Consider the following 19,960-nt stretch of genomic DNA (forward strand, 5'->3'; position numbering starts at 1 on the left):
GCACATCGGGAACATAGGAAAGGATAAGTATGGGAGCCCAGATTCGGGTCTACCGTCAGAAGATCAGCTCGACGACGTCGATGCGCAAGATCTTCAAGGCGATGGAACTGATCGCTACCTCGCGCATCGGTAAGGCCCGCGCACGCGTAGCAGCTTCACTGCCTTACGCGAACGCGATTACCCGCGCCGTTTCTGCTGTCGCAACTCAGAGCGAAATCGATCACCCTCTGACCACGGAACCGGAGCAGATCCGCCGTGCCGCTGTCCTGATTATTACCTCAGACCGCGGCCTTGCAGGATCCTACTCGGCCAGCGTGCTCAAGCAGGCTGAAGGTCTCTTCGAGCTTCTTCACGCAGAAGGCAAGGAAGTCAAAGCGTACCTCGTTGGCCGCAAGGCGCAGGCGTACTTCGATTTCCGCAACCGGTCATACTCCCGTGTATGGACCGGCGGCACGGACGCACCGGAATTCGAAACCGCCCAGGAAGTCGGCGCTGCACTTTTGGAGGACTTCGCCACGGACTTCGAAGAGGGAGGCGTGGACGAGATCCACGTCGTCTACACCCGCTTCAAGTCCATGGTGACGCAGGAACCTACGGTTATCCGTTTGCTCCCGCTGGAGGTCGTCGAAGAGGAAGCAGCCTCGGAGTCCGAGCTGTTGCCGCTGTACGAATTCGAACCGGAAACCGAGCAGGTGCTTGATGCACTGCTCCCGCGTTACATCGAATCCCGCATCTTCGCAGCAATGCTGCAGGCTGCAGCTTCCGAGCTCGCTGCCCGCCAGCGTGCCATGAAGTCGGCCGGTGACAACGCTACGGATCTGATCAAGAAGTACACGCGCCTTCGCAACACGGCCCGCCAAGCCGAAATTACGCAGGAGCTTTCCGAAATCGTGGCCGGCGCCGACGCCCTCGCGTCCTAGCCCGCAGCTGTTTCGGTTGTAAACCCTTACCTGCAACAACAGATAAACTTAACCCCACGCCATCTACTGAGTGAAGTGAGAGAGATGACTGCCACTGCTACCGAACACGTAGCAACGGCCGGTGCCACCGGCCGCATTGCCCGTGTTATTGGTCCGGTTGTCGACGTCGAATTCCCGGCTGACGCAATCCCGTCGATTTACAACGCTCTGACCACTGAGATCACCCTCAATGGGCAGACCAAGACCATCACGTTCGAGACCTCCCAGCACCTGGGTGACAACCTCGTTCGCGCCATCTCCCTGCAGGCTACCGACGGACTTGTCCGCGGTACCACCGTGCAGGACTCCGGCGCACCGATCTCCGTGCCCGTCGGCGACGGCGTCAAGGGCCACATCTTCAACGTCCTCGGCAAGCCGTTGGACGTCGAAGAGTCCGAGATCAAGGCTGACGCCTACTGGCCGATCCACCGCAAGGCTCCGGCCTTCGCTTCCCTCGAGGGCTCCACGGAGATGCTCGAGACCGGCATCAAGGTCATCGACCTCCTCACCCCGTACATCAAGGGTGGAAAGATCGGTCTGTTTGGTGGCGCCGGCGTCGGCAAGACCGTTCTGATCCAGGAAATGATCACCCGTGTTGCCCGCAACTTCGGTGGTACTTCCGTTTTCGCCGGTGTCGGCGAGCGTACCCGTGAAGGTAACGACCTCTGGGTTGAAATGGAAGAGGCAGGCGTTCTTAAGGACACCGCCCTTGTATTCGGCCAGATGGATGAGCCGCCGGGAACGCGTCTGCGCGTGGCCCTGTCCGCGCTCACTATGGCGGAGTACTTCCGCGATGTCCAGAACCAGGACGTGCTGCTCTTCATCGACAACATCTTCCGCTTCACGCAGGCAGGTTCGGAAGTTTCCACGCTGCTCGGCCGCATGCCGTCCGCTGTGGGCTACCAGCCGAACCTTGCTGACGAGATGGGTCTGCTCCAGGAGCGCATCACCTCCACCAAGGGTCACTCCATCACGTCGATGCAGGCCATCTACGTGCCCGCTGATGACTACACCGACCCGGCTCCGGCAACGACCTTCGCACACCTCGACGCGACCACGGAACTTTCCCGTGAAATCGCATCCCGTGGTCTGTACCCGGCCGTTGACCCGCTGACGTCGACCTCCCGCATCCTGGATCCCCAGTACATCGGCAAGGACCACTACAACACGGCTGTTCGTGTAAAGCAGATCCTGCAGAAGAACAAGGAACTCCAGGACATCATCGCCATCCTTGGTGTTGACGAACTGTCCGAAGAGGACAAGATCGTCGTGTCGCGTGCACGTCGCATCCAGCAGTTCCTCTCCCAGAACACCTACACCGCCAAGCAGTTCACCGGCGTCGAAGGCTCCACCGTGTCCATCAAGGACACCGTCGAAGGCTTCACGGCTATCTGCGACGGCGAGCTGGACCACATCGCAGAGCAGGCGTTCTTCAACGTCGGCGGCCTGGATGATGTCGAGCGCAACTGGGCCAAGATCCAGGAACAGACCAAGTAGTATGGCTGAGCTCGAGGTTGAGATTGTCGCGGCGGACCACTTTGTGTGGTCCGGAGCGGCCAAGATGGTGAAGGCCCGCACCAGCGATGGTGAAATCGGAATCCTGCCGGGCCACTCGCCCCTTTTGGCCATCCTGGCCGAGGGCGAGCTGGCAATCCAGCCGGTTTCCGGTGACCGGATCGCTGTAGTTGTTGACGGTGGGTTCTTCTCCGTGGACAACGATCGCGTGGTCATTGTTGCTGACAACGCCAAACTGGGCGAAGCGGCTACAGCGGGGATCCGATAGCACGACCTTGATGGACGATTCCCTTTTTCCGTTCATCGCCCTGGCAACAGCGTTTACGTTGCTGATCATTTCACTGTGCCTTCTGGGGGTGCGCCGCTTCAATCTGCGGCGTGCCCTCGGCACGGTAGACGCCTCCATTTGCATGGCTGGAAACAGCTGGCAGATGGGGGTTTGTCGTTATCAGGACAATGAGCTTGAGTGGTTCCGCTTAATGTCGCTCAGTGTGATTCCCAAGTACAAGTTCACCCGCAGCTCACTGGAGCTGCTCGGGCGGCGCCAACCGACTGAGGACGAACTCGTAAGGGTTCAACCCGGCGTCGTGGTTGTCGAATTGCAGTATGAAGGCACCAAGTTCATGCTTGCCATGAACTTTGATGCCTATGCAGGACTTTCGTCCTGGCTGGAGGCCGGACCGGTCATCGGCGTGGGAACCTGGCGATAGGCGACATGGACTTCCTTTCGGATGTCAGCCTGGTTGATGGGCCCTTCATGTGGTTCTGCGTCGGATTCGGGGCTGTTGGGGGCTTGTACCTGCTGTGGCGCCGCCAGCGGTCCTGGCCTGTCGTAGTGGTTGCCTGCCTTCTCCTGTCCGTAGGTGTAGTGGCCCTGGTCCATTGGATCCTGATTGACCTCACGGCATCGTTCTCGGAGAACCTGCCCTTTGAGACGTTGGTCTGGTCTGTCCTTGCAGTCACAGCCCTGCTCCTGAGCATTGCCCGCCTTCCACGAAACGGCGCCAAAAGTCGCTTGCTGGGTTGTGTGGCGATGTTGGGCGTGGTTCTCCTGTGCGTTGCCCAGGTAAATCTTTACTTCGGACTCAACAAGACTGTGGCCGATTTGCTCGGCACGGCCGTGGCGCGGATACAGCCGCTGGAGCCAAGCCTCCAACGGTCAGCAGGCAGTGTGCCCGGTCCGTCGCTGAGTGCATGGAAAGCTCCTGATTCCCTGCCTGGAGGCGGAGTCCTCCGCAAAGCCCACATTCCCGGTACGGCTTCAGGCTTCGATGCCCGGGACGCCTACATTTATCTGCCCCCTGCTTACCTGTCGTCCCCGCGGCCCAGCCTTCCTGTGTTCATACTTTATGCGGGACAGCCCGGCGGTCCTACCGACTGGCTGAGTGGCGGGCGGCTCCGGGCGCTCCTGGACCGCTTCGCCGAGGACCACGGGGGGTTGGCGCCCGTGACGGTAGTGGTGGATCCCAATGGGTCGGCCAACGCAAACACCATGTGCATGGACAGCAACATCGCTCACGCCGACACGTACCTGTCCCAGGACGTGCCAGCCTGGATCAGCAGCACTTTGGACGTCTCCACTGACCACAGGCAATGGGCAGTTGGCGGATTCTCCTTCGGCGGCACGTGCGCCATGCAAATGGGAACCCTGCACCCGAACCTGTTTCCTTCCGTTGTTGCGTTCTCCGCCGAGCGTGAGCCGGCCCTTGCCAAGGACCGAGGCAAGACGATTGCCGACTCGTTCGGCGGGGATGTTGAAGCTTTCGAGTCCAGGACGCCGTTGGTTCTGATGGCTGAACGCAGGTATTCCGGCAGCGGGGTGTATCTGGTTTCCGGTGAAGCCGACCACGAGTTCACCGCGTACATGCATGAACTGGCAGACGCGGCGCGGAACTCGGGATTCGACACCCATGAGCAGTCCATTGCCCGTGCCGGACACTCCTGGGACGCCGTCATCGAAGGGATGCCGGGTGCGCTCGGATTCCTTGCCAAGCGGTGGGGAATCCCGCAGTGAGCCTCGCCCTGAGCCGTATGGTGATGCCAGCGATCAGGCAAGCGGGCAGGCACCTGCGTTCCACACCTTTCACTCTCTTTGCCATGGTGCTTTTTGTCGTGCTCTCCATAGCGTCCGGAAGCCTGCTGATGGGCCCGCCGGAGCCGTGGCTTCCAGTGGCCGGTGTTTCACTGGCCGGGCTGAAGGCTGGGGAGGGGTGGTCCATCTGGACATCCCTTTTCTTCACCACCAACCCCCTTGCCTACGCCACAGCCATCCTCATGATGCTGTTCCTGCTTGGTTTGGCTGAGCGGCGCTTCGGACCACTCAAGACGGCGGGGGTTTTTCTGGGCGGCCAGTTTGCCTGTGTTTCCGCGTTCTTGCTGGTCACCCAAATTGCCCGCCAAGCTGACGACGGCTGGTTGTCGCGCATGGCCGACACCCGGTTGATTGGTCCTTACGGCGCCATTCTGGCTACGGCCATGGCAGCGAGTGCGCTTCTACCCACCCTGTGGCAGCGACGCCTGCGGACGGTGACGCTATCCATTTCATTGCTCCTGCTGCTGTACGTTGGCCACGCAGAGACGGTCGTGGGGTTCCTCGGTGCGCTGATTGGCCTCGCCGCCGGATGGTGGATGCAGAGCAGCCAGGGCCATCTTTATCTCTACCGTTCCACGGGCAGGGAAGTACGTAACCTGCTTTCCTTGACCATGGCGATTTTCGCCGTGGGGCCAATCGTGACGGCTGTTGCCAACAGCCCCTCTGGCCCGCTGTCCTTGCTTCGTGATGTCATCCTGAACCCCTTGCCCACCCTGAGCCAGCTGGAAACCAGCTGTGGCGGAACAATCGACGTCGCGTGCCTTGAATCGGGACGGCAAGCGTACACGGGACCTTTCGGACTGGCGCTGGCTGTGGTGCCGGTAGTGCTCCTGCTCATTTGCGCGGACGGAATGCGGCGGGGCCGCCGGCTGGCCCTGGGGATTGCCATCGGAGTGCAGCTGGTAGTGGTGGCGTTGTCGGCAATCTACCTGGCCCTCTTCGCCGGAATGCCGCGGGTGCAGGGACGTCCTCACGTGGGGATGCTGAACTCGGCCGTGGTACACCTGATTCCGCTGGTACTCGTTCCCTTGGTACTTGCGCTCCTGATGTTCGTATACCGGGGGCACTTCAGGGTGGGGTCTTCGGAGCGACTACGCCGGAAGGTTTTTTGGTGGGTGGGGTTGACGGGCGGTGCGCTCATCCTTGCCTACACAACGGTGTGGCTGGCGTCGGGCGGCATGGATCGCGACGGTGGACTGCTTGGTTTGGCGGCTGAACTCGCCCGCCAGTACCTTCCGGTCCCACTGCCGGGCGTCTACCGCAAGGTCTTTGCCGACCGTGACGTCCTTGAAGTCTTCCTTTTTTCCTACTCCGGCACAGTCTTTTGGCTCGTCGCGCTGGCGGGGGTCTGGGTCCTCCTGGTGCGTGGGCACCTGGCTGGAGGGTTGGACCACCAATCACGTCAAAAGGCCCGGGCGTTGGCGAAGCAAGGCGGCGATTCGTTGTCATGGATGGCGCTGTGGGAGCCCAACAAGTACTGGTTCACGGCAGATGTCAGCGGGGGTGTTGCCTACCAGCAACACGGCCACGTAGCGCTGACGCTCGCCGGACCCCTTGGCGCGGCAGAGCACCACGTAGCTACGGCTGAGGGCTTCCTTGAGTTCTGCTCCCAGCACGCCCTGATCCCGTGCTTCTACTCCTGCACCGATGAGCTATGGCCCATGCTGCAGTCCAAGGGTTTTCGCAGGGTCGCGGTGGCCCAGGAAACCCGTCTCCGCATCAGGGACCTGGAGTTCCGGGGAAAGGAGTGGCAGAACGTCCGGACGTCCCTCAACCGCGCAGCAAAACGCGGCATCAAAGCCAGTTGGGGCCGCTATTCGGAGCTGCCGCACGGAGTCCGCGCCCAGGTCAGCGAGGTCTCCGAAGAGTGGGCTGCGCAGAAGAAGATTCCCGAGATGGGCTTCACGCTCGGTGGCCTGGACGAGTTGGAGGACGACGACGTTCTCTGCTGCGTGGCCGTGGACGAGGCGGGTTATGTCTACGGGGTGACCAGTTGGCTGCCGGTGCACCAGAACGGGAAGGTTGTTAGCTGGACGCTGGACTTCATGCGGCGACGCGGCGATGCCTTTCCCGGAGTGATGGAGTTCCTCATAGCCTCGGCCGTCCTGCATTTGCGGGACTCCGTGGAAGTCATCTCGTTGTCGGGCTCGCCCCTTGCCAGTGACAAGGGCGAAATCGAGCAGCAGGCGAAAGGCCTTGCCGGAATTCTCGACGCCGTGGGACAGGCACTGGAACCGGTTTATGGATTCCGGTCATTGGCATCCTTTAAGTCACGATTCCAACCTGAGTACCGGTCCTTGTACATGTATTACCAAGACCCGCTGCACCTTCCCGCAATGGGACGTGCGCTGAGCCGCGCGTATCTGCCGGGATTGTCGGTACGACATTCTGCAAGGCTTCTTCGAACATTGGTTGGTTGAATTGTCAACGCCTATTGGTGGAGGCTTTTCTTAAATGCGTTGACCCCGGCTGGTAAGCCGGGGCCAACGGTGTTGTTCCTGCCGGAAGCAGAATTCAACAGGTAATGCTAGACGACAGTAACGCCGGTTGCCTGGGGGCCCTTGGCGCCCTGGCCGATCTCGAACTGAACGCGCTGGTTCTCATCGAGGGTCTTGAAGCCACCGGTCTGGATCTCGGAGTAGTGAACGAAAACGTCCCCATCCGAGTCATCCGGGGTGATGAAGCCGAAGCCCTTTTCAGCGTTGAACCACTTGACGGTTCCCAGTGCCATGTATTTCTCCTCATTATGGAAAAGCAGTCCGATACACCTCGTACCGGCTTTGTTACTCCGCGAGAAGACCATGGATTCCCGCCAGGCCTGGCCCGGCTGGTTCCGCAGGAGCTTCACGCTCGCAACTCGTCTTGCGAGCATGAAAACCACCTACACAAAGACTGCTACAACACTTTCATGCGGCCTGCCGGAGGTCAACGGTCTTTTGGGCAATTCGGGAAAATTTTCGGTAAAAAGAAGGTAACGCCGACCTTTGAATTCACATGCCGTCATTACTGGTGCAACCACTGTCCGTATCGAAGGACGCCGGTGAGTTCCAGGTCGGCATTGGTGACAACCACGTCGGCACGCAATCCGCGGCGCAGCCCGCCAATTTCATCGGATAGTCCCAGGACTGCGGCGGGGACCGCTGTTGCCGAGCAGAGGGCGTCAGGAAGTGCGACGCCGGCTGCCACCGTTTTGCGGACCACTTCAAGAAGGGTTGCGGTGCCACCCGCAATGGATCCGGTCGCATCCAGTGTTGCTACTCCGCCGCTGACGGTCACGGGCGACGGGCCGAGCATGTAGTTTCCATCCGAGAGGCCGGCTGCCGCCATTGAATCAGTCACAAGGACAATGTTGGCGGCACCGACCAGCTGGAAAACAGTCGCCACAGTGTCTGGGTCGAGGTGGGTGCCATCCGCGATGAGCTCCACAACGGCCTTGCCTGACTGGGCCATGCGCAGGCAGGCGGCGACAGGGCCGGGTGAGCGGTGATGGAGGGGTGGCATCCCGTTGAAAAGGTGCGTCACCGTGGGAAGCGAGCTGACGCCGTCGAACCCTGCCAGCTCAAGCCCCTCCCGGGCCGCAGCCAGCGACGCCGCCGCAGTGGCGTCGTCACAGTCGGTGTGTCCCAGCGATGGTGTGACGCCGTGGGACGTCATCAGGTCCACCAGCGCTCCGGCTCCGGGAAGCTCCGGGGCGTAGGTCATGGTGGCGAGCTTGCCATCGGCGGCGCCGACCAGCTCAGCCATGAGTTCGAGGTCAGGGTCCAGCAGGAAGTCGGGATTTTGGGCGCCACAGCGGGCATGGGAGAGGAAAGGGCCTTCGAGGTGGATGCCGGCCACGAGCCCCTCGTCCACCAGCTTCACGTACAGTTCTATGCCACGAAGCAGGTCTTCCCGGGGCGCTGTGACCATGCTGGCGAGGAAAGTGGTGGTACCGGAGCGGTGCAGGAAGTCCACGGCTTTACGTGCCGACGCCTCATCGCCTCCCGGGAAATCTCCACCGTTTCCGCCGTGGCAGTGCACGTCGACAAGGCCAGGAATGAGGTAGCTGCCGCTGGGAACGCCAAGTCGGACAGCGCTCTGGAAGCCCTCATAGGCCTCGGGATCAAAACCGCCGGCAGGACCTGCATAGGCGATCCTGTCGCCGTCGATGGCAAGAAGGCCGTCTTCCACCATCTCGCCGTCGCTGACAAGCGTTCCTTTGATGATCTGATGGCTCGGCGCGGAGGAAGTGGCGGCAGTCATGGTTTCGATTCTAGTGGCCCAACGCACAGTCCCCCGAAGAGAGGGGATCAGAAGAGGCGGGATTCGCTGTCATCCACGCCGCGCATCGCGTCATAATCCAACGTGACGCAGTCGATACCGCGGTCGTTGGCAAGGACTTTGGCCTGCGGCTTGATTTGTTGGGCGGCGAAAATACCGCGCACGGGTGCCAGCAGGGGATCGCGGTTGAGCAGTTCGAGATAACGGGTCAACTGTTCGACGCCGTCGATGTCGCCGCGCCGTTTGAGTTCGATGGCAACCGTGGCTCCGTTGGCATCCCTGGCCAGAATGTCCACGGGACCGATGGCGGTGAAGTACTCGCGGCGAATCAGGGAGTAGCCCGTTCCGAGGGTTTCGATCTGCTCGGCAAGCAGCCGCTGGAGGTCCGCTTCCACGCCGTCCTTGATCAGGCCGGGGTCGGTTCCGAGCTCATGGGACGTGTCGTGGAGTTGCTCGTAAATGTTGATGATGAGGCGGTCGTCGGTTTTGGCTGATTGAACGGTCCACTGCTCCACCACGCCTTCTTCAACCTCGGTCTCTTCGGGTGACGTCACCCGGAGCGTGGCGGGAGGGCTCATCCAGTTCAGCGGTTTGTAGGAACCGCCGTCCGAGTGCACCAGCACTGAGCCGTCCGCCTTGACCAGCAGCAGCCGGGTAGCGAGGGGGAGGTGGGCCTTGAGGCGGCCAACGTAATCAACAGAACAACGGGCTATGACGAGTCGCACCCGCCCCACAATACCGCCTGGGACCTGGTGGCTGGGGCAGAATGGAACCATGCCCCGCTCCAACCGCCCCCGTCGCAACGCGTCCGGTACACGCTCGGGCGGCAACGGCGGCAAGTGGACTGAGCCGGTGCCCGAACTTGACCTGGAGCGCGCCCGCAGCGGCATTGCGCGGCGCGAGAGCGCACCTGACGGGGACTGGATGGTGCGGACCATGACGGCCAAGAAGGCAGAGAAGGAATACATCTGCCCGGGTTGCTCCACGGCGATCCTGCCGGGCATCGCCCATCTGGTGGTGTGGTCTGACAGCCATTTGTTCGGACAGGCAGCCGGCCTGGCCGAACGCCGTCACTGGCACACCAACTGCTGGACGTCGCGGACTTACCGCTACCGCTGATTCGAATAGGCTTGGACGCATGACTTTCGATCCCGCCTCGCTTGTTTTCACGCCACAGGACGCGCCATCCGAGATCCGCGCTTCAACGGTCCTGCCTGCCCGGCGTGAAAATATCGAGTTCACCACCGAGGACGGCAAAGTCCTGCGCGGGGAACTCGCGCTTCCCGAATCCGGTGAAATCGCCGCTACCTTGATCACCCTGCATCCGTTGCCGACCCACGGTGGGTTCATGGACTCCCATGTCTACCGCAAGGCGTCCTACAGGCTTCCGGCGTTGGCCGGCGTTGCAGTGCTGCGGTTCAACACCCGTGGCACGCAGTCGCCGCGGGGGACAAGCGACGGACAATTCGAGGAAGGCATCGGTGAGCGTTACGACGTTGAAGCGGCGGTGCGGTTTGCCGTGGATCGTGGCCTGCCGAACCGCTGGCTGGTCGGCTGGTCCTTTGGTACCGAACTCGCCCTGATGTACGGCGCGGTGGAGCCGGTCGCTTCACAGATCCAGGGAGCTGTGCTGTTGTCGCCCCCGCTGCATCGTGCCACTGACGTCCACCTCAAAGAGTGGGCATCTTCCGGGAAGCCGCTGACAGTCCTGGTGCCCGAGCACGATGACTATCTGCAACCTGCCGAGGCAGCGCAGCGCTTCAGCCTGGTTCCGCAGGCCCGGTTGGTCGGCGTCGACGGTGCCAAGCACCTCTGGGTGGGCGAGAAGTACGCGGCGCGCGTCCTGGATGAAATTGTCGACGACGTCACTTCCGCGGGTGCCGGAGTGGACGGCCTGCCACGCCAGTGGGCGGGGCCGGTCGCCAGCGCCTGACCCGGTCGCCAGCGCCTGACCCGGTGGCCAGCGCCTGACTGGGTGGTTATGCAGAGAATGCCCCTAAACCCGAGGGTTTAGGGGCATTCTCTGTACTAAAACAGCGGAAGGTCAGTGCCGGTCTTGGCGGACGATAAAGACTTCCTTGATCAGAAGCATGATGGCCGCGGCCGTCGGGATGGCGATCAGGGCGCCCAGCACCCCGAGCAGGCTGCCACCGGCGATCACGGAAATCACGGCAACGGCGCCAGGAACCGCGACCGCGCGTTGCATGATGCGGGGGGAGATGAAGTATGCCTCGAACTGCAGGTACGCGAAGTAGGCGATGGCATAGACGACGGCGGTCTGCCATCCGGCCGTGAGTGCAACGAGGATGACCACGACTGCGGCGATAAGGCCTCCCACCAGCGGAATGAACGCGAGCAGCAACACGACGAACGCGAGGAGCACGCTGAACGGAACGCCGAGGATCGTCATCACGATGAACGCGAAGATCGCGTTGAGGAGGGCGACGCAGGCCTGGCCGATCACGTAGTTGCCCACGGAATCAGTGATGGCCTCCGACAAAGCCTGGACCCTGGGCCGGCGCGAACGGGGAGCCAGGCGGTACGCCCATTTCTTCATGGACGGCAAGGCTGCCAGGAAGTACAGGCTCAGGACGAGCACTATCAAGGAACCGAACAGCCCGTTGGCCACGGTGGAACCGAAGCCGACCACGCCGCCAAATATTCCGCCCATGGTCTCAGGGTCCTTGACGAACTTATCCAGTTCCGTGGTGATCCGGTCCCGGACACCGAACTGGCTGTCCGCTGTCCGGAAGAAGTCCGAGTCGAGGAAGCCGCGGATCCAGTCCGGGGCCTGGCGCACGATTTCCGAAACCTGCTCGACAATCGTAGGAATCAAGGTGGCGAAGAAACCGGCTACCGCCAGCACCAGCACGGAAACGGAAATCAAAATACCGGCGGGGCGGGGGACCTTGCGGCCCTCCAGCCAACGGACCACGGGGTCAAGTCCGAGCGCAATGAAAAGGGCCGCAACGATCCACAGAATGAGCTGCGTGGTGTTGCTTGCGATGTAGAACACTGCAAGGGCAACGCCGACTCCGGCGGTGCCCATGAACCCTACGTACAGCGGGTGCTGGGACGACATCCGGGGGCCAGGGGAGCCGAAGCCATGATCGTCCTCGGGACGGAAGTCCTCGCGGACATCTGTGCCCTCTTCCTCGGGAGGCATTTCGAAACGGACGCGGGTACGCGCTCCCGGGATCGGCTGCCTCAGTCTCCGGCTGATGGCGGCAAGCCGCCCGGTGCGGACAGGAACGGTCGCGGCGGTTCCGTCTGACGTGGCTTCCACCGCACTTGACCCGGGCTCATTGGCGGGACGGGGCTCCAACGGTTCTTTCACGCGGTTTAGCTGCCTTTTCATTGGTGGTACGGGGCTGACCGGCACGCAGGAAGGTCCTGTGTTCATGATCATCGCCACACTATCAGGACCGCGGAATCGCGCTGCAGCGGCGCCATCCCGCGCTTTAAGGGACCATGCCGCCGTCGGCCCGATCTGACTCTCTGATAACAAAACGGTTACCCTTGAAGTTCAACGACCGCTGATGATAGGTGATCCTGTGCGTTTGAAGACTGCAGCCTTGCTGGTGCTGCTGGGCCTGTTGACGATGCTGGCCGGCATTGGCCAGCTGACTTTTTGGGCTCCATCCGAGACTGTGACGGCTTCGGTACCCAGTGATACCAAAGCTGCCCCGCTGACCGTGATCGACCAGAAGTTGATCGCACTCCACGACGGGCCGGTGAAGATCAAGATCCAGGGCGAAGGCAACTTCACGGTTGCTACCGGGCGTCCGGACGACGTCAACGCCTGGGTTGGCAAGACTGCCCACACCACCCTGACGGGCGTGTCGGCCGACCAGAAGTCCCTGGAGGTTTCCTCTGCCGACGGTGAGGCCACTGCGCCTTCTCCCGCAGGATCCGACCTTTGGGTCAGCACCGAAGACGGCAGCGGCGAACTTGACTACACCTGGAACCCGCCGGCTGATGGCGAGTGGTCTCTCCTGGTAGCCAGCGACGGAACCAAGCCCGCGCCGTCGTCGATTTCCATGACTTTCCCGAACAACGCCACGACCCCCTGGGCCGTGCCGCTGATTGTCCTGGGCATCATCATTATCCTGGTTGGCGCCGCCCTTCCATTCATTGCCAAGGCCCTCAGTAACCGCCGCAGGGATGGCGAAAATGACGGCCCGGGGAACGCTGAAGAAACTACGTCGCTGCCGGTGCAGTCGCCCGCGGACGACACGACACCGGTCCGTGAGACCAAAAAAGAAGGCCCCGCATTGCGGGTTACGGCAGTAGCGGCAGCTTTGGCTGCTGTCATGGTCGGCGGAACGGCCGTCGCCGCGCAGGCCACCACCACGCCCCAGCCTTCTGCCAGTTCAGCCCCGGCAGCCGCGGACGGCGGTACTCCGGTCATGCTGGAATCCCAGTTGCAGCGCATCCTGGAGCAGGTTGCCAGTACCGTTGATGCGGCCGATGCCGCAAAGGATGCAGCCAAGCTTGCTCCCCGGGTGGACAAGATGGAACTGCAGGTCCGGACCGCGAATTACAAGATCCGGTCTACAGTGTCCGCCTACGAACCGCGTATGCCGGTTCGTGCCACCAAGCTGCAGAGCAGCGTCATCAGCACCAAGCGTGACTGGCCCCGCACGGTCTTCGCCCTCACCCAGGGCGACGGAAACGTTGTGCCGCAGGTCCTGACGCTGGTTCAACTGTCCCCGCGTGAAAACTACAAGCTGTGGGGCACCGCTCCGCTGCAGCCGGGCACCAACTTCCCGTCCTTCCCCGTACCCCGTGAAGGAACCAAACCCGTTCCTGCCAGCGACAGCACCGGCCTTGCGTACAGCGGTAACGAGGCCTTGGGAATCCTCGGCGAGATGTTGACGAACCCCGATTCGCCTAACCGGAGCAAGCTCGCCGATGGGCAGTCCTCGCCTTACATCGCCGGTGCGTTGGCCTACCAGGCAGACACCGTGAAGAACGGCACCAGCGCCAACTTCAAGTTCACCCACACCCCGGTCACCAACCAGACTGTGGTGTTGCGTACGGCCGACGGCGGTGCGCTGGTGGTTGGGCGACTGGACTTCGCTTTCGAAGGCACGCCGAAGGCTGCCGGTGACAAGCTGTTGTTGGAGGATGATTCCGCAGTCTTTGCCGGAGGCAAGGAAACCACGACGGGCATGGTCCTGAACTTTGCCGAGTCCGTTGCGGTCTACATTCCGCCGGCAGGCTCCGCTGATCCCATGAAGCTGGTTGCAGCAACGCGTGGCCTGGTGGGAGCCAGCTTTAAGTAGCATTCCCCTGGCAGGGCAGCGGCTAGAGTGGACAGTATGAGTTCGCCCGGATACCGACCCACTCCAGCCGCTGCCAGCCAGCTCAACCTTCGTGGTGCAGTAGACCTTTCGTCGTTGCGCCGCCCGGCAGCGCCACCCGCGCCGCCTGCTTCCGCGTCACCGGATGGGGGCACCCCCGGCGAAGGCGGGTCCGGCAGGGCTCCGCTGCGTGTGGAAGCTACCGAAACCAATTTCCAGGATCTGGCGCAGCTTTCCGCCCAGATCCCTGTGCTGTTCCTTCTCTGGTCGCGCTATGCGGCAGAATCACCCGCTGTCCTTGAGGCCTCGGAACGGGTTGTTGAAAGCTATGGCGGTCGCCTGGTGCTCGCTGCCGCCGACGTTGATGCCTTTCCCCAGCTTGCACAGGCGTTCCAGGTCCAGGCTGTGCCCACCGCAGTAGCGGTCATCAAGGGCCAGCCGGTTCCGCTCTTCCAAGGACCCGCAGATGATGCGCAGATCCGGGACCTTGTTGAAGAACTCCTGAAGGTCGCTGCGGCCAACGGCGTTACCGGCAGCATCGGCGACTCCGCCCCGACTGAAGGGACGGACGAACCCGAAGCGCTTCCGCCGCTCCACCAGGCAGCGATCGATGCCATTGAGGCAGGCGACTACGCGGGTGCGGCTGAGGCCTACAAGCAGGCTCTCCTGGAACAACCGGCCGACGCCGACGCCAAAGCCGGATTGGCCCAAGTGGACCTCATGGCACGGTTGGAGAGCCTGTCTGCTCCCGACGCCGAAAAGCTCCGCGACCTGGCTGCCCAGGAACCGGACAACATCGAAGCCCAGCTTGGTGTGGCCGACCTTGATGTTTCCGGCGGCCACATCGAGGACGCTTTCAACCGCATCATCACCTTCATCGGCCGGAATTTCGGACCGGAGCGCGAGACGGCCAGGGTTCGCCTCCTGGAACTCTTCGAAGTTGTCGGGACGCAGGACGAAAGGGTCGCCAAGGCCCGCCAGGGTCTCGCCAGGGTGCTCTTCTAGTGCCGTCCGCACTGTTCACCCCGCTGCAGCTGCGTTCACTCACGGTCCCGCACCGGGGCTGGGTTTCGCCCATGTGCCAATACAGCTGCCATCCCGAAACCGGGGAAGGAGTCCCCAACGATTGGCATCTGATGCACCTCGGTTCTTTCGCGGTGGGCGGTGCCGGGTTGATCATGAGCGAGGCCGCTGCGGTGAACGCGGAGGGCAGGATCAGTCCCTTGGACGCCGGCCTGTACTCCGATGAACAAGCGGCGGGTTGGGAACGGATAGTCCGTTTTGTGCACCAACACGGCGCCGTGGACTGCAGGATCGGGGCCCAGCTGGCCCATGCAGGCCGCAAGGCATCAACCTATTGGCCTTTCTCGGGCCGTTCGGGATCAGTTGCAGTGTCCGACGGCGGTTGGGCCACCGTTGGGCCGACCACGGATGCGTTTGATGGATATGCCGCGCCGGCTGCCATGAGCGAAGCCGACATTTCACAAGTGGTGGCGGATTTCGCTGCGGCAGCTTCCCGCGCCGTTGCCGCAGGGTTCGACACCGTCGAAATTCACGGCGCCCATGGCTACTTGCTGCACCAGTTCCAGAGCCCGCTGATCAACACCCGGACCGATCGGTGGGGTGGTGATGAAGACGGCCGGAACAGGCTGATGCTCACCGTGGTGGACGCCGTCCGGAAGGTCATTCCGGAGTCAATGCCGCTTTTGTTGCGGATATCGGCTTCGGACTGGGCAGAAGGGGGAGTGGACGTCCACGCGTCGGTCCGTCTGGCCCGCGCTGCGGCTGAGCGTGGAGTGGATCTGGTGGATGTGTCCAGCGGAGGTGCCGTGGCCCACCAGAAAATCACGGTTGCTCCTGGATACCAAGCAGGGTTCGCCGAGCAAATAAAGCGCGACGCCGGTGTTCCCACCGCGGCAGTCGGCTTACTTACCAGCCCCGCCCAGGTCGAAGACATCGTGGCCAACGGGCGTGCGGATGCCGTCTTCATGGCCCGTGCTGCACTGCGGGACCCCCACTGGTGGCTCCGGGCGGCATATGAACTTGGACATGACATCCCATGGGTGCCGCAATACCAGCGCGCTGTGCCCCGCCACGGCTTCTAGGACGTCCGGGCAGGTACACACCAGCGAGGTTAGGCTGGTCACATGACGGAACCACGCCATGAACCCATGTCCACACCACCGCAAGCACCCGAGCCGCACGTAAACCGACCAGCCCAGGCCAACGCTACGCCGCCGGCACCAGATGGTTCCCCCGCTGGAGGCACCATTGCCGCGCTTTCCATCCAGGGCCTGGCCAAGCGGTTCGGCGAAAAGATTGCCGTGGACGGCGTGAGCCTGGAGGTCCCTGCGGGCTCGTTCTATGGAATGGTCGGTCCGAACGGGGCTGGTAAGACCACCACCCTGTCAATGGCCACCGGTTTGCTCCGGCCCGACTTCGGTACGGCGTTCGTGCACGGGGTGGATGTCTGGGCCAAACCCCTTGAGGCCAAGAAGCTCATGGGTGTTCTTCCTGATGGTGTGCGTTTGTTCGACCGCCTCACAGGCGAGCAGTTGGTGACCTATTCGGGGCTGCTGCGCGGAATGGACCGGGACGTCGTCGGTGCCCGTGTCACCGAGTTGCTTGCTGCCCTTGATCTCCAGTCAGACGCCGGCACGTTGGTGGTCGACTACTCAGCCGGCATGACAAAGAAAATCGCCTTGGCCTCGGCGCTCATCCATGCCCCGCGACTTCTTGTCCTTGACGAGCCATTCGAATCGGTGGACCCCGTTTCAGCCGCAAACATCCGCGGCATCCTGGAAAGCTACGTCGCATCCGGCGGCACTGTCATCGTCTCCAGCCACGTGATGGACCTGGTGCAACGCATGTGCAGCCACGTCGCCGTCGTTGCCGGAGGACGGGTGCTGGCGGCCGGTTCCGTGGACGAGGTCCGTGGTGGTTCCACCTTGGAGGACCGTTTCGTTCAGTTGGTGGGCGGCGGACACCGGACGGAGGGCTTGGAATGGTTGCGCACCTTCTGAACCTGAAGTGGCGTTTGCTGCTGAACGGCTTCAAGCGCAGTCCTTGGCAGCTGGTGGGCATGGCCCTCGGTTTGCTCTATGCACTGGGCGTCCTGTCCCTCCTTGTGGGTGGTTTGGTGGCCCTGCGCTGGGCCGACGCCGGGATCGCGCACACCGTGGTTGTGTTGGGCGGCGCGGTAACCGTACTGGGGTGGGCCATCATTCCACTGGTCGCTTCGGCAGCTGACATGACCCTGGATCCCGCCCGCTTCACGACTTTTGCGATTCCACCACGGCAACTGCTGACTGGACTGGCGCTCGCAGGATTCATAGGCATTCCTGGGCTGGCCACGTTGATCGCGGCCCTGGGAACTGTCGGGACCTGGTGGAGGAGCGTCCCGGCCGTTTCAGGGGCGCTGCTTGGCGCTGTCCTTGGTGCCGTTACCTGCGTGGTGCTGTCCAAGGTGGTCACTACGGCCACCGCCGGCCTGGCGTCCTCGCGGCGTTTCAAGGACGTCAGCAGCATTATCGTGTTCATCCCACTTGTCCTGCTCGGTCCGATCATGGCGGGAGTGGTGGATGGCGTCCGGGGAAGCGCGGAGTATCTTCCAGCGCTGGCCCGCACCGTGTCCTGGACACCGTTTGGCGCCCCGTGGTCCTTGGGTGGAGACCTTGCGGCCGGCGATGTTGTTGCTGCGGCCGTCAAGCTCCTGATCTCGGTGGCGACCATCGTTGTCCTGCTCTTTAGCTGGCACCTGTTGCTGCAACGCGCGTTGGTCACCCCGCCGTACTCCGGCGGTTCGGCGAAGAAGGGCGGAAAACTTGGACTTTTCGGCCTTCTGCCTGGGACGCCGGCAGGCGCGGTAGCGGCCCGCGCCTTGATCTATTGGTTCAAGGATCCCAGGTATGCGGCATCCCTGGTGATTGTCCCAATGTTCCCGGTCCTGTTCTTTTTTGCCGGGTCCCAAAGCGGCAGCTACGGCCTGCTCATGATCCTCGGACCGTTGACGGCGTTCACCATGGCGTGGTCAATTTGCGCCGATGTCTCGTATGACAACACGGCATTCGCCCTCCATCTCGCAGCTGGGGTCCGCGGCCTTGATGATCGGCTGGGGCGTGCACTGGCTTGCCTGGCCATCTCGCTTCCCGTCGTCTTGCTGTTTACGGTTGCCCCGTTGTTCGTCACGGGCGATTGGCACTGGTTGCCGAACCTTTTGGGCTTGTCGCTGGGGACGCTCTTTACCGGTCTGGGCCTGGCTTCCGTCATTTCGGCCCGCTACAACATTGCGGTTCCCTTGCCAGGAGACAGCCCCTTCAAGAAGCCACCAGGAAATGTTGCCCAGACCCTGGCTGTACAGGCAGTGGGTATGGGACTTCTTGCCCTCCTGCTGGTGCCTGAACTGGCGCTGGTGGCTGTCCAGGCTTTCAGCGGTGGGCCCGAAGCGGGCTGGATCAACCTGGCGGTGGGTCCGTTGTTGGGGCTGGTCCTCTTCGTTCTTGGCGTGCGCCTGGGCGGAAAATGGTTGGACGCGCGCGGGCCGGAAATGTTCGCCCAGCTCAGCGTTAATCGCTGATTCCGTAATATCCATGCCCATAGATGGGACATGGGATAACCTCTGTGAAAGATACTTCGAGAACCCATAAGTAGAAAGGCGTGACGATGGAAGTTGTCATTCTCCCTGGCACCAAGCAGATCGGTGCGCTCGCTGCCGATGCCATCGAGGCGCTGGTGCGCCGTAAGCCGAATGCAGTGCTGGGCTTGGCAACAGGCTCTTCGCCATTGCCCGTCTATGACGAACTGGCGAGCCGTTACGAAGCCGGGGGACTGGACTTCAGCCAAGCCCACGGTTTCGCTTTGGATGAGTATGTGGGCCTCAAAGCCGGCCATCCTGAGTCCTACCGGGAAGTGATCCGCCGCGAGTTCACCAACCGCGTGAACATCAAGCCGGAGAACGTCCATGGTCCCGATGGTGCCGCCGACGACCTTGAAGCGGCGTGCCAGGCATACGAGGACGCGATCAAGGCCGTGGGCGGGGTGGACCTGCAGATCCTTGGCGTCGGAACGGACGGCCACATCGGTTTCAATGAGCCGGGTTCTTCGTTGGCTTCGCGGACCCGCATCAAAACCTTGATTGAGCAGACCCGCAAGGACAACGCACGCTTCTTCGACAGCATCGACGACGTTCCCCACCACGTGGTGACGCAAGGCCTTGGAACCATCATGGATGCCCGGCACGTAGTCCTGGTGGCCACCGGTGCCCAAAAGGCGCAGGCCGTCCGTGACTTCGTCGAAGGCCCTGTTGCCGCCATCTGTGCTGCTTCCATCCTCCAGATGCATCCGCACGCGACCATCCTGGTGGACGAGGCTGCTGCTTCCTCACTCAAATTGGCGGACTACTATCGGCACACTTACGACAACAAGCCGGAGTGGCAGGGGCTGTAGACGGTAAGATGTTTGGCATGACTACGCTTCCTCCGGATCCATTCGAAAACGACCCCATGCGCGAGCTTTCCGGAGCCGGAACGTCCACTGCCACCATTGAGCGCGAGGAAACGCGCCAGGAAGTGGAGCCCGGCGACCGTGAGCGGTTTTCGCACTACGTCCGCAAGGAAAAGATCATGGAATCGGCGTTGACCGGTGAACCTGTGATCGCTTTGTGCGGCAAGGTGTGGACGCCAGGGCGCGATCCCCAGAAGTTCCCGGTCTGCCCGGAGTGCAAGGAGATTTACGAAGGCCTCCGCCCCGGCAACGACGGTGGAAAAAACGGCGGCCCGGACAACTCCAAGTAGTGGGCAGGAAGCAAACACAGGCCCAATCTGATCGTT

The 19,960-nt window shown here is 62.3% G+C and carries 19 protein-coding genes; 15 read left to right on the forward strand and 4 right to left on the reverse strand.

The annotated features are described in order from the left end of the window. Positions 1 to 29: 29 nt before the first annotated feature. The 6 genes from ACNQOP_RS11280 to ACNQOP_RS11305 all read left to right on the forward strand — a co-directional run bounded on the left by ACNQOP_RS11280 (position 30) and on the right by ACNQOP_RS11305 (position 6,986). Positions 30 to 920 carry a F0F1 ATP synthase subunit gamma gene (locus ACNQOP_RS11280; RefSeq protein WP_257369139.1) on the forward strand — a complete coding sequence of 297 codons (891 nt, stop codon included), beginning with the start codon at positions 30 to 32 and terminating at the stop codon, positions 918 to 920. Between the two features lie 84 nt (positions 921 to 1,004). Then, complete coding sequence (gene atpD, locus ACNQOP_RS11285) at positions 1,005 to 2,456, forward strand: F0F1 ATP synthase subunit beta (protein ID WP_144649785.1); 1,452 nt, start codon at positions 1,005 to 1,007, stop codon at positions 2,454 to 2,456. 1 nt (position 2,457) lies between these two features. Next, positions 2,458 to 2,742, forward strand: coding sequence for a F0F1 ATP synthase subunit epsilon (locus ACNQOP_RS11290; protein WP_026540143.1), 285 nt, complete (start codon positions 2,458 to 2,460; stop codon positions 2,740 to 2,742). A gap of 10 nt (positions 2,743 to 2,752) precedes the next feature. After that, positions 2,753 to 3,184, forward strand: a complete 432-nt coding sequence (locus ACNQOP_RS11295; RefSeq protein ID WP_235521603.1) for a DUF2550 domain-containing protein — start codon at positions 2,753 to 2,755, stop codon at positions 3,182 to 3,184. Between the two features lie 5 nt (positions 3,185 to 3,189). Continuing rightward, a complete protein-coding gene (locus ACNQOP_RS11300) occupies positions 3,190 to 4,488 on the forward strand; it encodes an alpha/beta hydrolase (protein ID WP_416404494.1) in 1,299 nt (432 codons plus the stop codon). After that, entirely contained in the window at positions 4,470 to 6,986 is a 2,517-nt protein-coding gene (locus tag ACNQOP_RS11305; RefSeq protein ID WP_416404495.1) for a bifunctional lysylphosphatidylglycerol flippase/synthetase MprF, read from the forward strand. Before ACNQOP_RS11300 ends, ACNQOP_RS11305 begins: the two co-directional genes overlap by 19 nt. A 107-nt stretch (positions 6,987 to 7,093) precedes the next feature. Here ACNQOP_RS11305 and ACNQOP_RS11310 read toward each other — a convergent pair whose 3' ends face one another. The 3 genes from ACNQOP_RS11310 to nucS form a co-directional block, all read right to left on the reverse strand. Beyond that, positions 7,094 to 7,297: a cold-shock protein gene (locus ACNQOP_RS11310; protein WP_018776337.1), complete on the reverse strand. Its 204-nt coding sequence runs from the start codon at positions 7,295 to 7,297 to the stop codon at positions 7,094 to 7,096. A gap of 272 nt (positions 7,298 to 7,569) precedes the next feature. Next, positions 7,570 to 8,808, reverse strand: coding sequence for an N-acetylglucosamine-6-phosphate deacetylase (locus ACNQOP_RS11315; RefSeq protein ID WP_416404496.1), 1,239 nt, complete (start codon positions 8,806 to 8,808; stop codon positions 7,570 to 7,572). 47 nt (positions 8,809 to 8,855) lie between these two features. Then, the gene (gene nucS / locus ACNQOP_RS11320) at positions 8,856 to 9,551 is read right to left on the reverse strand and encodes an endonuclease NucS (RefSeq protein ID WP_235521599.1); all 696 of its coding nucleotides are present in this window, start codon (positions 9,549 to 9,551) and stop codon (positions 8,856 to 8,858) included. Between the two features lie 49 nt (positions 9,552 to 9,600). On the opposite strand from nucS, the gene ACNQOP_RS11325 reads away from it, so the two are divergent. Together ACNQOP_RS11325 and ACNQOP_RS11330 are read left to right on the forward strand one after the other, a co-directional pair. Further along, positions 9,601 to 9,945 (forward strand): ATP/GTP-binding protein, encoded by a 345-nt coding sequence (locus ACNQOP_RS11325; RefSeq protein WP_257369134.1) that lies wholly within the window; start codon positions 9,601 to 9,603, stop codon positions 9,943 to 9,945. A 19-nt stretch (positions 9,946 to 9,964) separates the two neighbouring features. Beyond that, entirely contained in the window at positions 9,965 to 10,759 is a 795-nt protein-coding gene (locus tag ACNQOP_RS11330) for an alpha/beta hydrolase (RefSeq protein WP_257369133.1), read from the forward strand. Positions 10,760 to 10,870: 111 nt separating this feature from the next. Here ACNQOP_RS11330 and ACNQOP_RS11335 read toward each other — a convergent pair whose 3' ends face one another. Next, complete coding sequence (locus tag ACNQOP_RS11335) at positions 10,871 to 12,163, reverse strand: AI-2E family transporter (RefSeq protein ID WP_235521596.1); 1,293 nt, start codon at positions 12,161 to 12,163, stop codon at positions 10,871 to 10,873. Between the two features lie 202 nt (positions 12,164 to 12,365). On the opposite strand from ACNQOP_RS11335, the gene ACNQOP_RS11340 reads away from it, so the two are divergent. The 7 genes from ACNQOP_RS11340 (at position 12,366) to ACNQOP_RS11370 (ending at position 19,924) form a co-directional block, all read left to right on the forward strand. After that, positions 12,366 to 14,114, forward strand: coding sequence for a hypothetical protein (locus ACNQOP_RS11340; RefSeq protein WP_284987044.1), 1,749 nt, complete (start codon positions 12,366 to 12,368; stop codon positions 14,112 to 14,114). 36 nt (positions 14,115 to 14,150) lie between these two features. Continuing rightward, the gene (locus ACNQOP_RS11345; protein ID WP_416404497.1) at positions 14,151 to 15,137 is read left to right on the forward strand and encodes a co-chaperone YbbN; all 987 of its coding nucleotides are present in this window, start codon (positions 14,151 to 14,153) and stop codon (positions 15,135 to 15,137) included. Then, the gene (locus tag ACNQOP_RS11350; RefSeq protein ID WP_416404498.1) at positions 15,137 to 16,237 is read left to right on the forward strand and encodes an NADH:flavin oxidoreductase/NADH oxidase; all 1,101 of its coding nucleotides are present in this window, start codon (positions 15,137 to 15,139) and stop codon (positions 16,235 to 16,237) included. The genes ACNQOP_RS11345 and ACNQOP_RS11350 overlap by 1 nt, the downstream gene beginning before the upstream one ends. A gap of 42 nt (positions 16,238 to 16,279) precedes the next feature. Continuing rightward, positions 16,280 to 17,155, forward strand: a complete 876-nt coding sequence (locus ACNQOP_RS11355; protein ID WP_416404499.1) for an ABC transporter ATP-binding protein — start codon at positions 16,280 to 16,282, stop codon at positions 17,153 to 17,155. After that, the gene (locus ACNQOP_RS11360) at positions 17,137 to 18,708 is read left to right on the forward strand and encodes a transporter (RefSeq protein WP_257369128.1); all 1,572 of its coding nucleotides are present in this window, start codon (positions 17,137 to 17,139) and stop codon (positions 18,706 to 18,708) included. Before ACNQOP_RS11355 ends, ACNQOP_RS11360 begins: the two co-directional genes overlap by 19 nt. Positions 18,709 to 18,794: 86 nt before the next feature. After that, complete coding sequence (gene nagB, locus ACNQOP_RS11365) at positions 18,795 to 19,577, forward strand: glucosamine-6-phosphate deaminase (protein ID WP_257369127.1); 783 nt, start codon at positions 18,795 to 18,797, stop codon at positions 19,575 to 19,577. A gap of 8 nt (positions 19,578 to 19,585) precedes the next feature. Further along, positions 19,586 to 19,924 carry a DUF3039 domain-containing protein gene (locus tag ACNQOP_RS11370; protein ID WP_211711563.1) on the forward strand — a complete coding sequence of 113 codons (339 nt, stop codon included), beginning with the start codon at positions 19,586 to 19,588 and terminating at the stop codon, positions 19,922 to 19,924. The last annotated feature ends 36 nt before the right edge of the window (positions 19,925 to 19,960 follow it).

It is taken from the genome of Arthrobacter sp. LFS091 (genome assembly GCF_047977885.1).
In the GTDB taxonomy this organism is placed as follows: Bacteria; Actinomycetota; Actinomycetes; order Actinomycetales; family Micrococcaceae; genus Arthrobacter.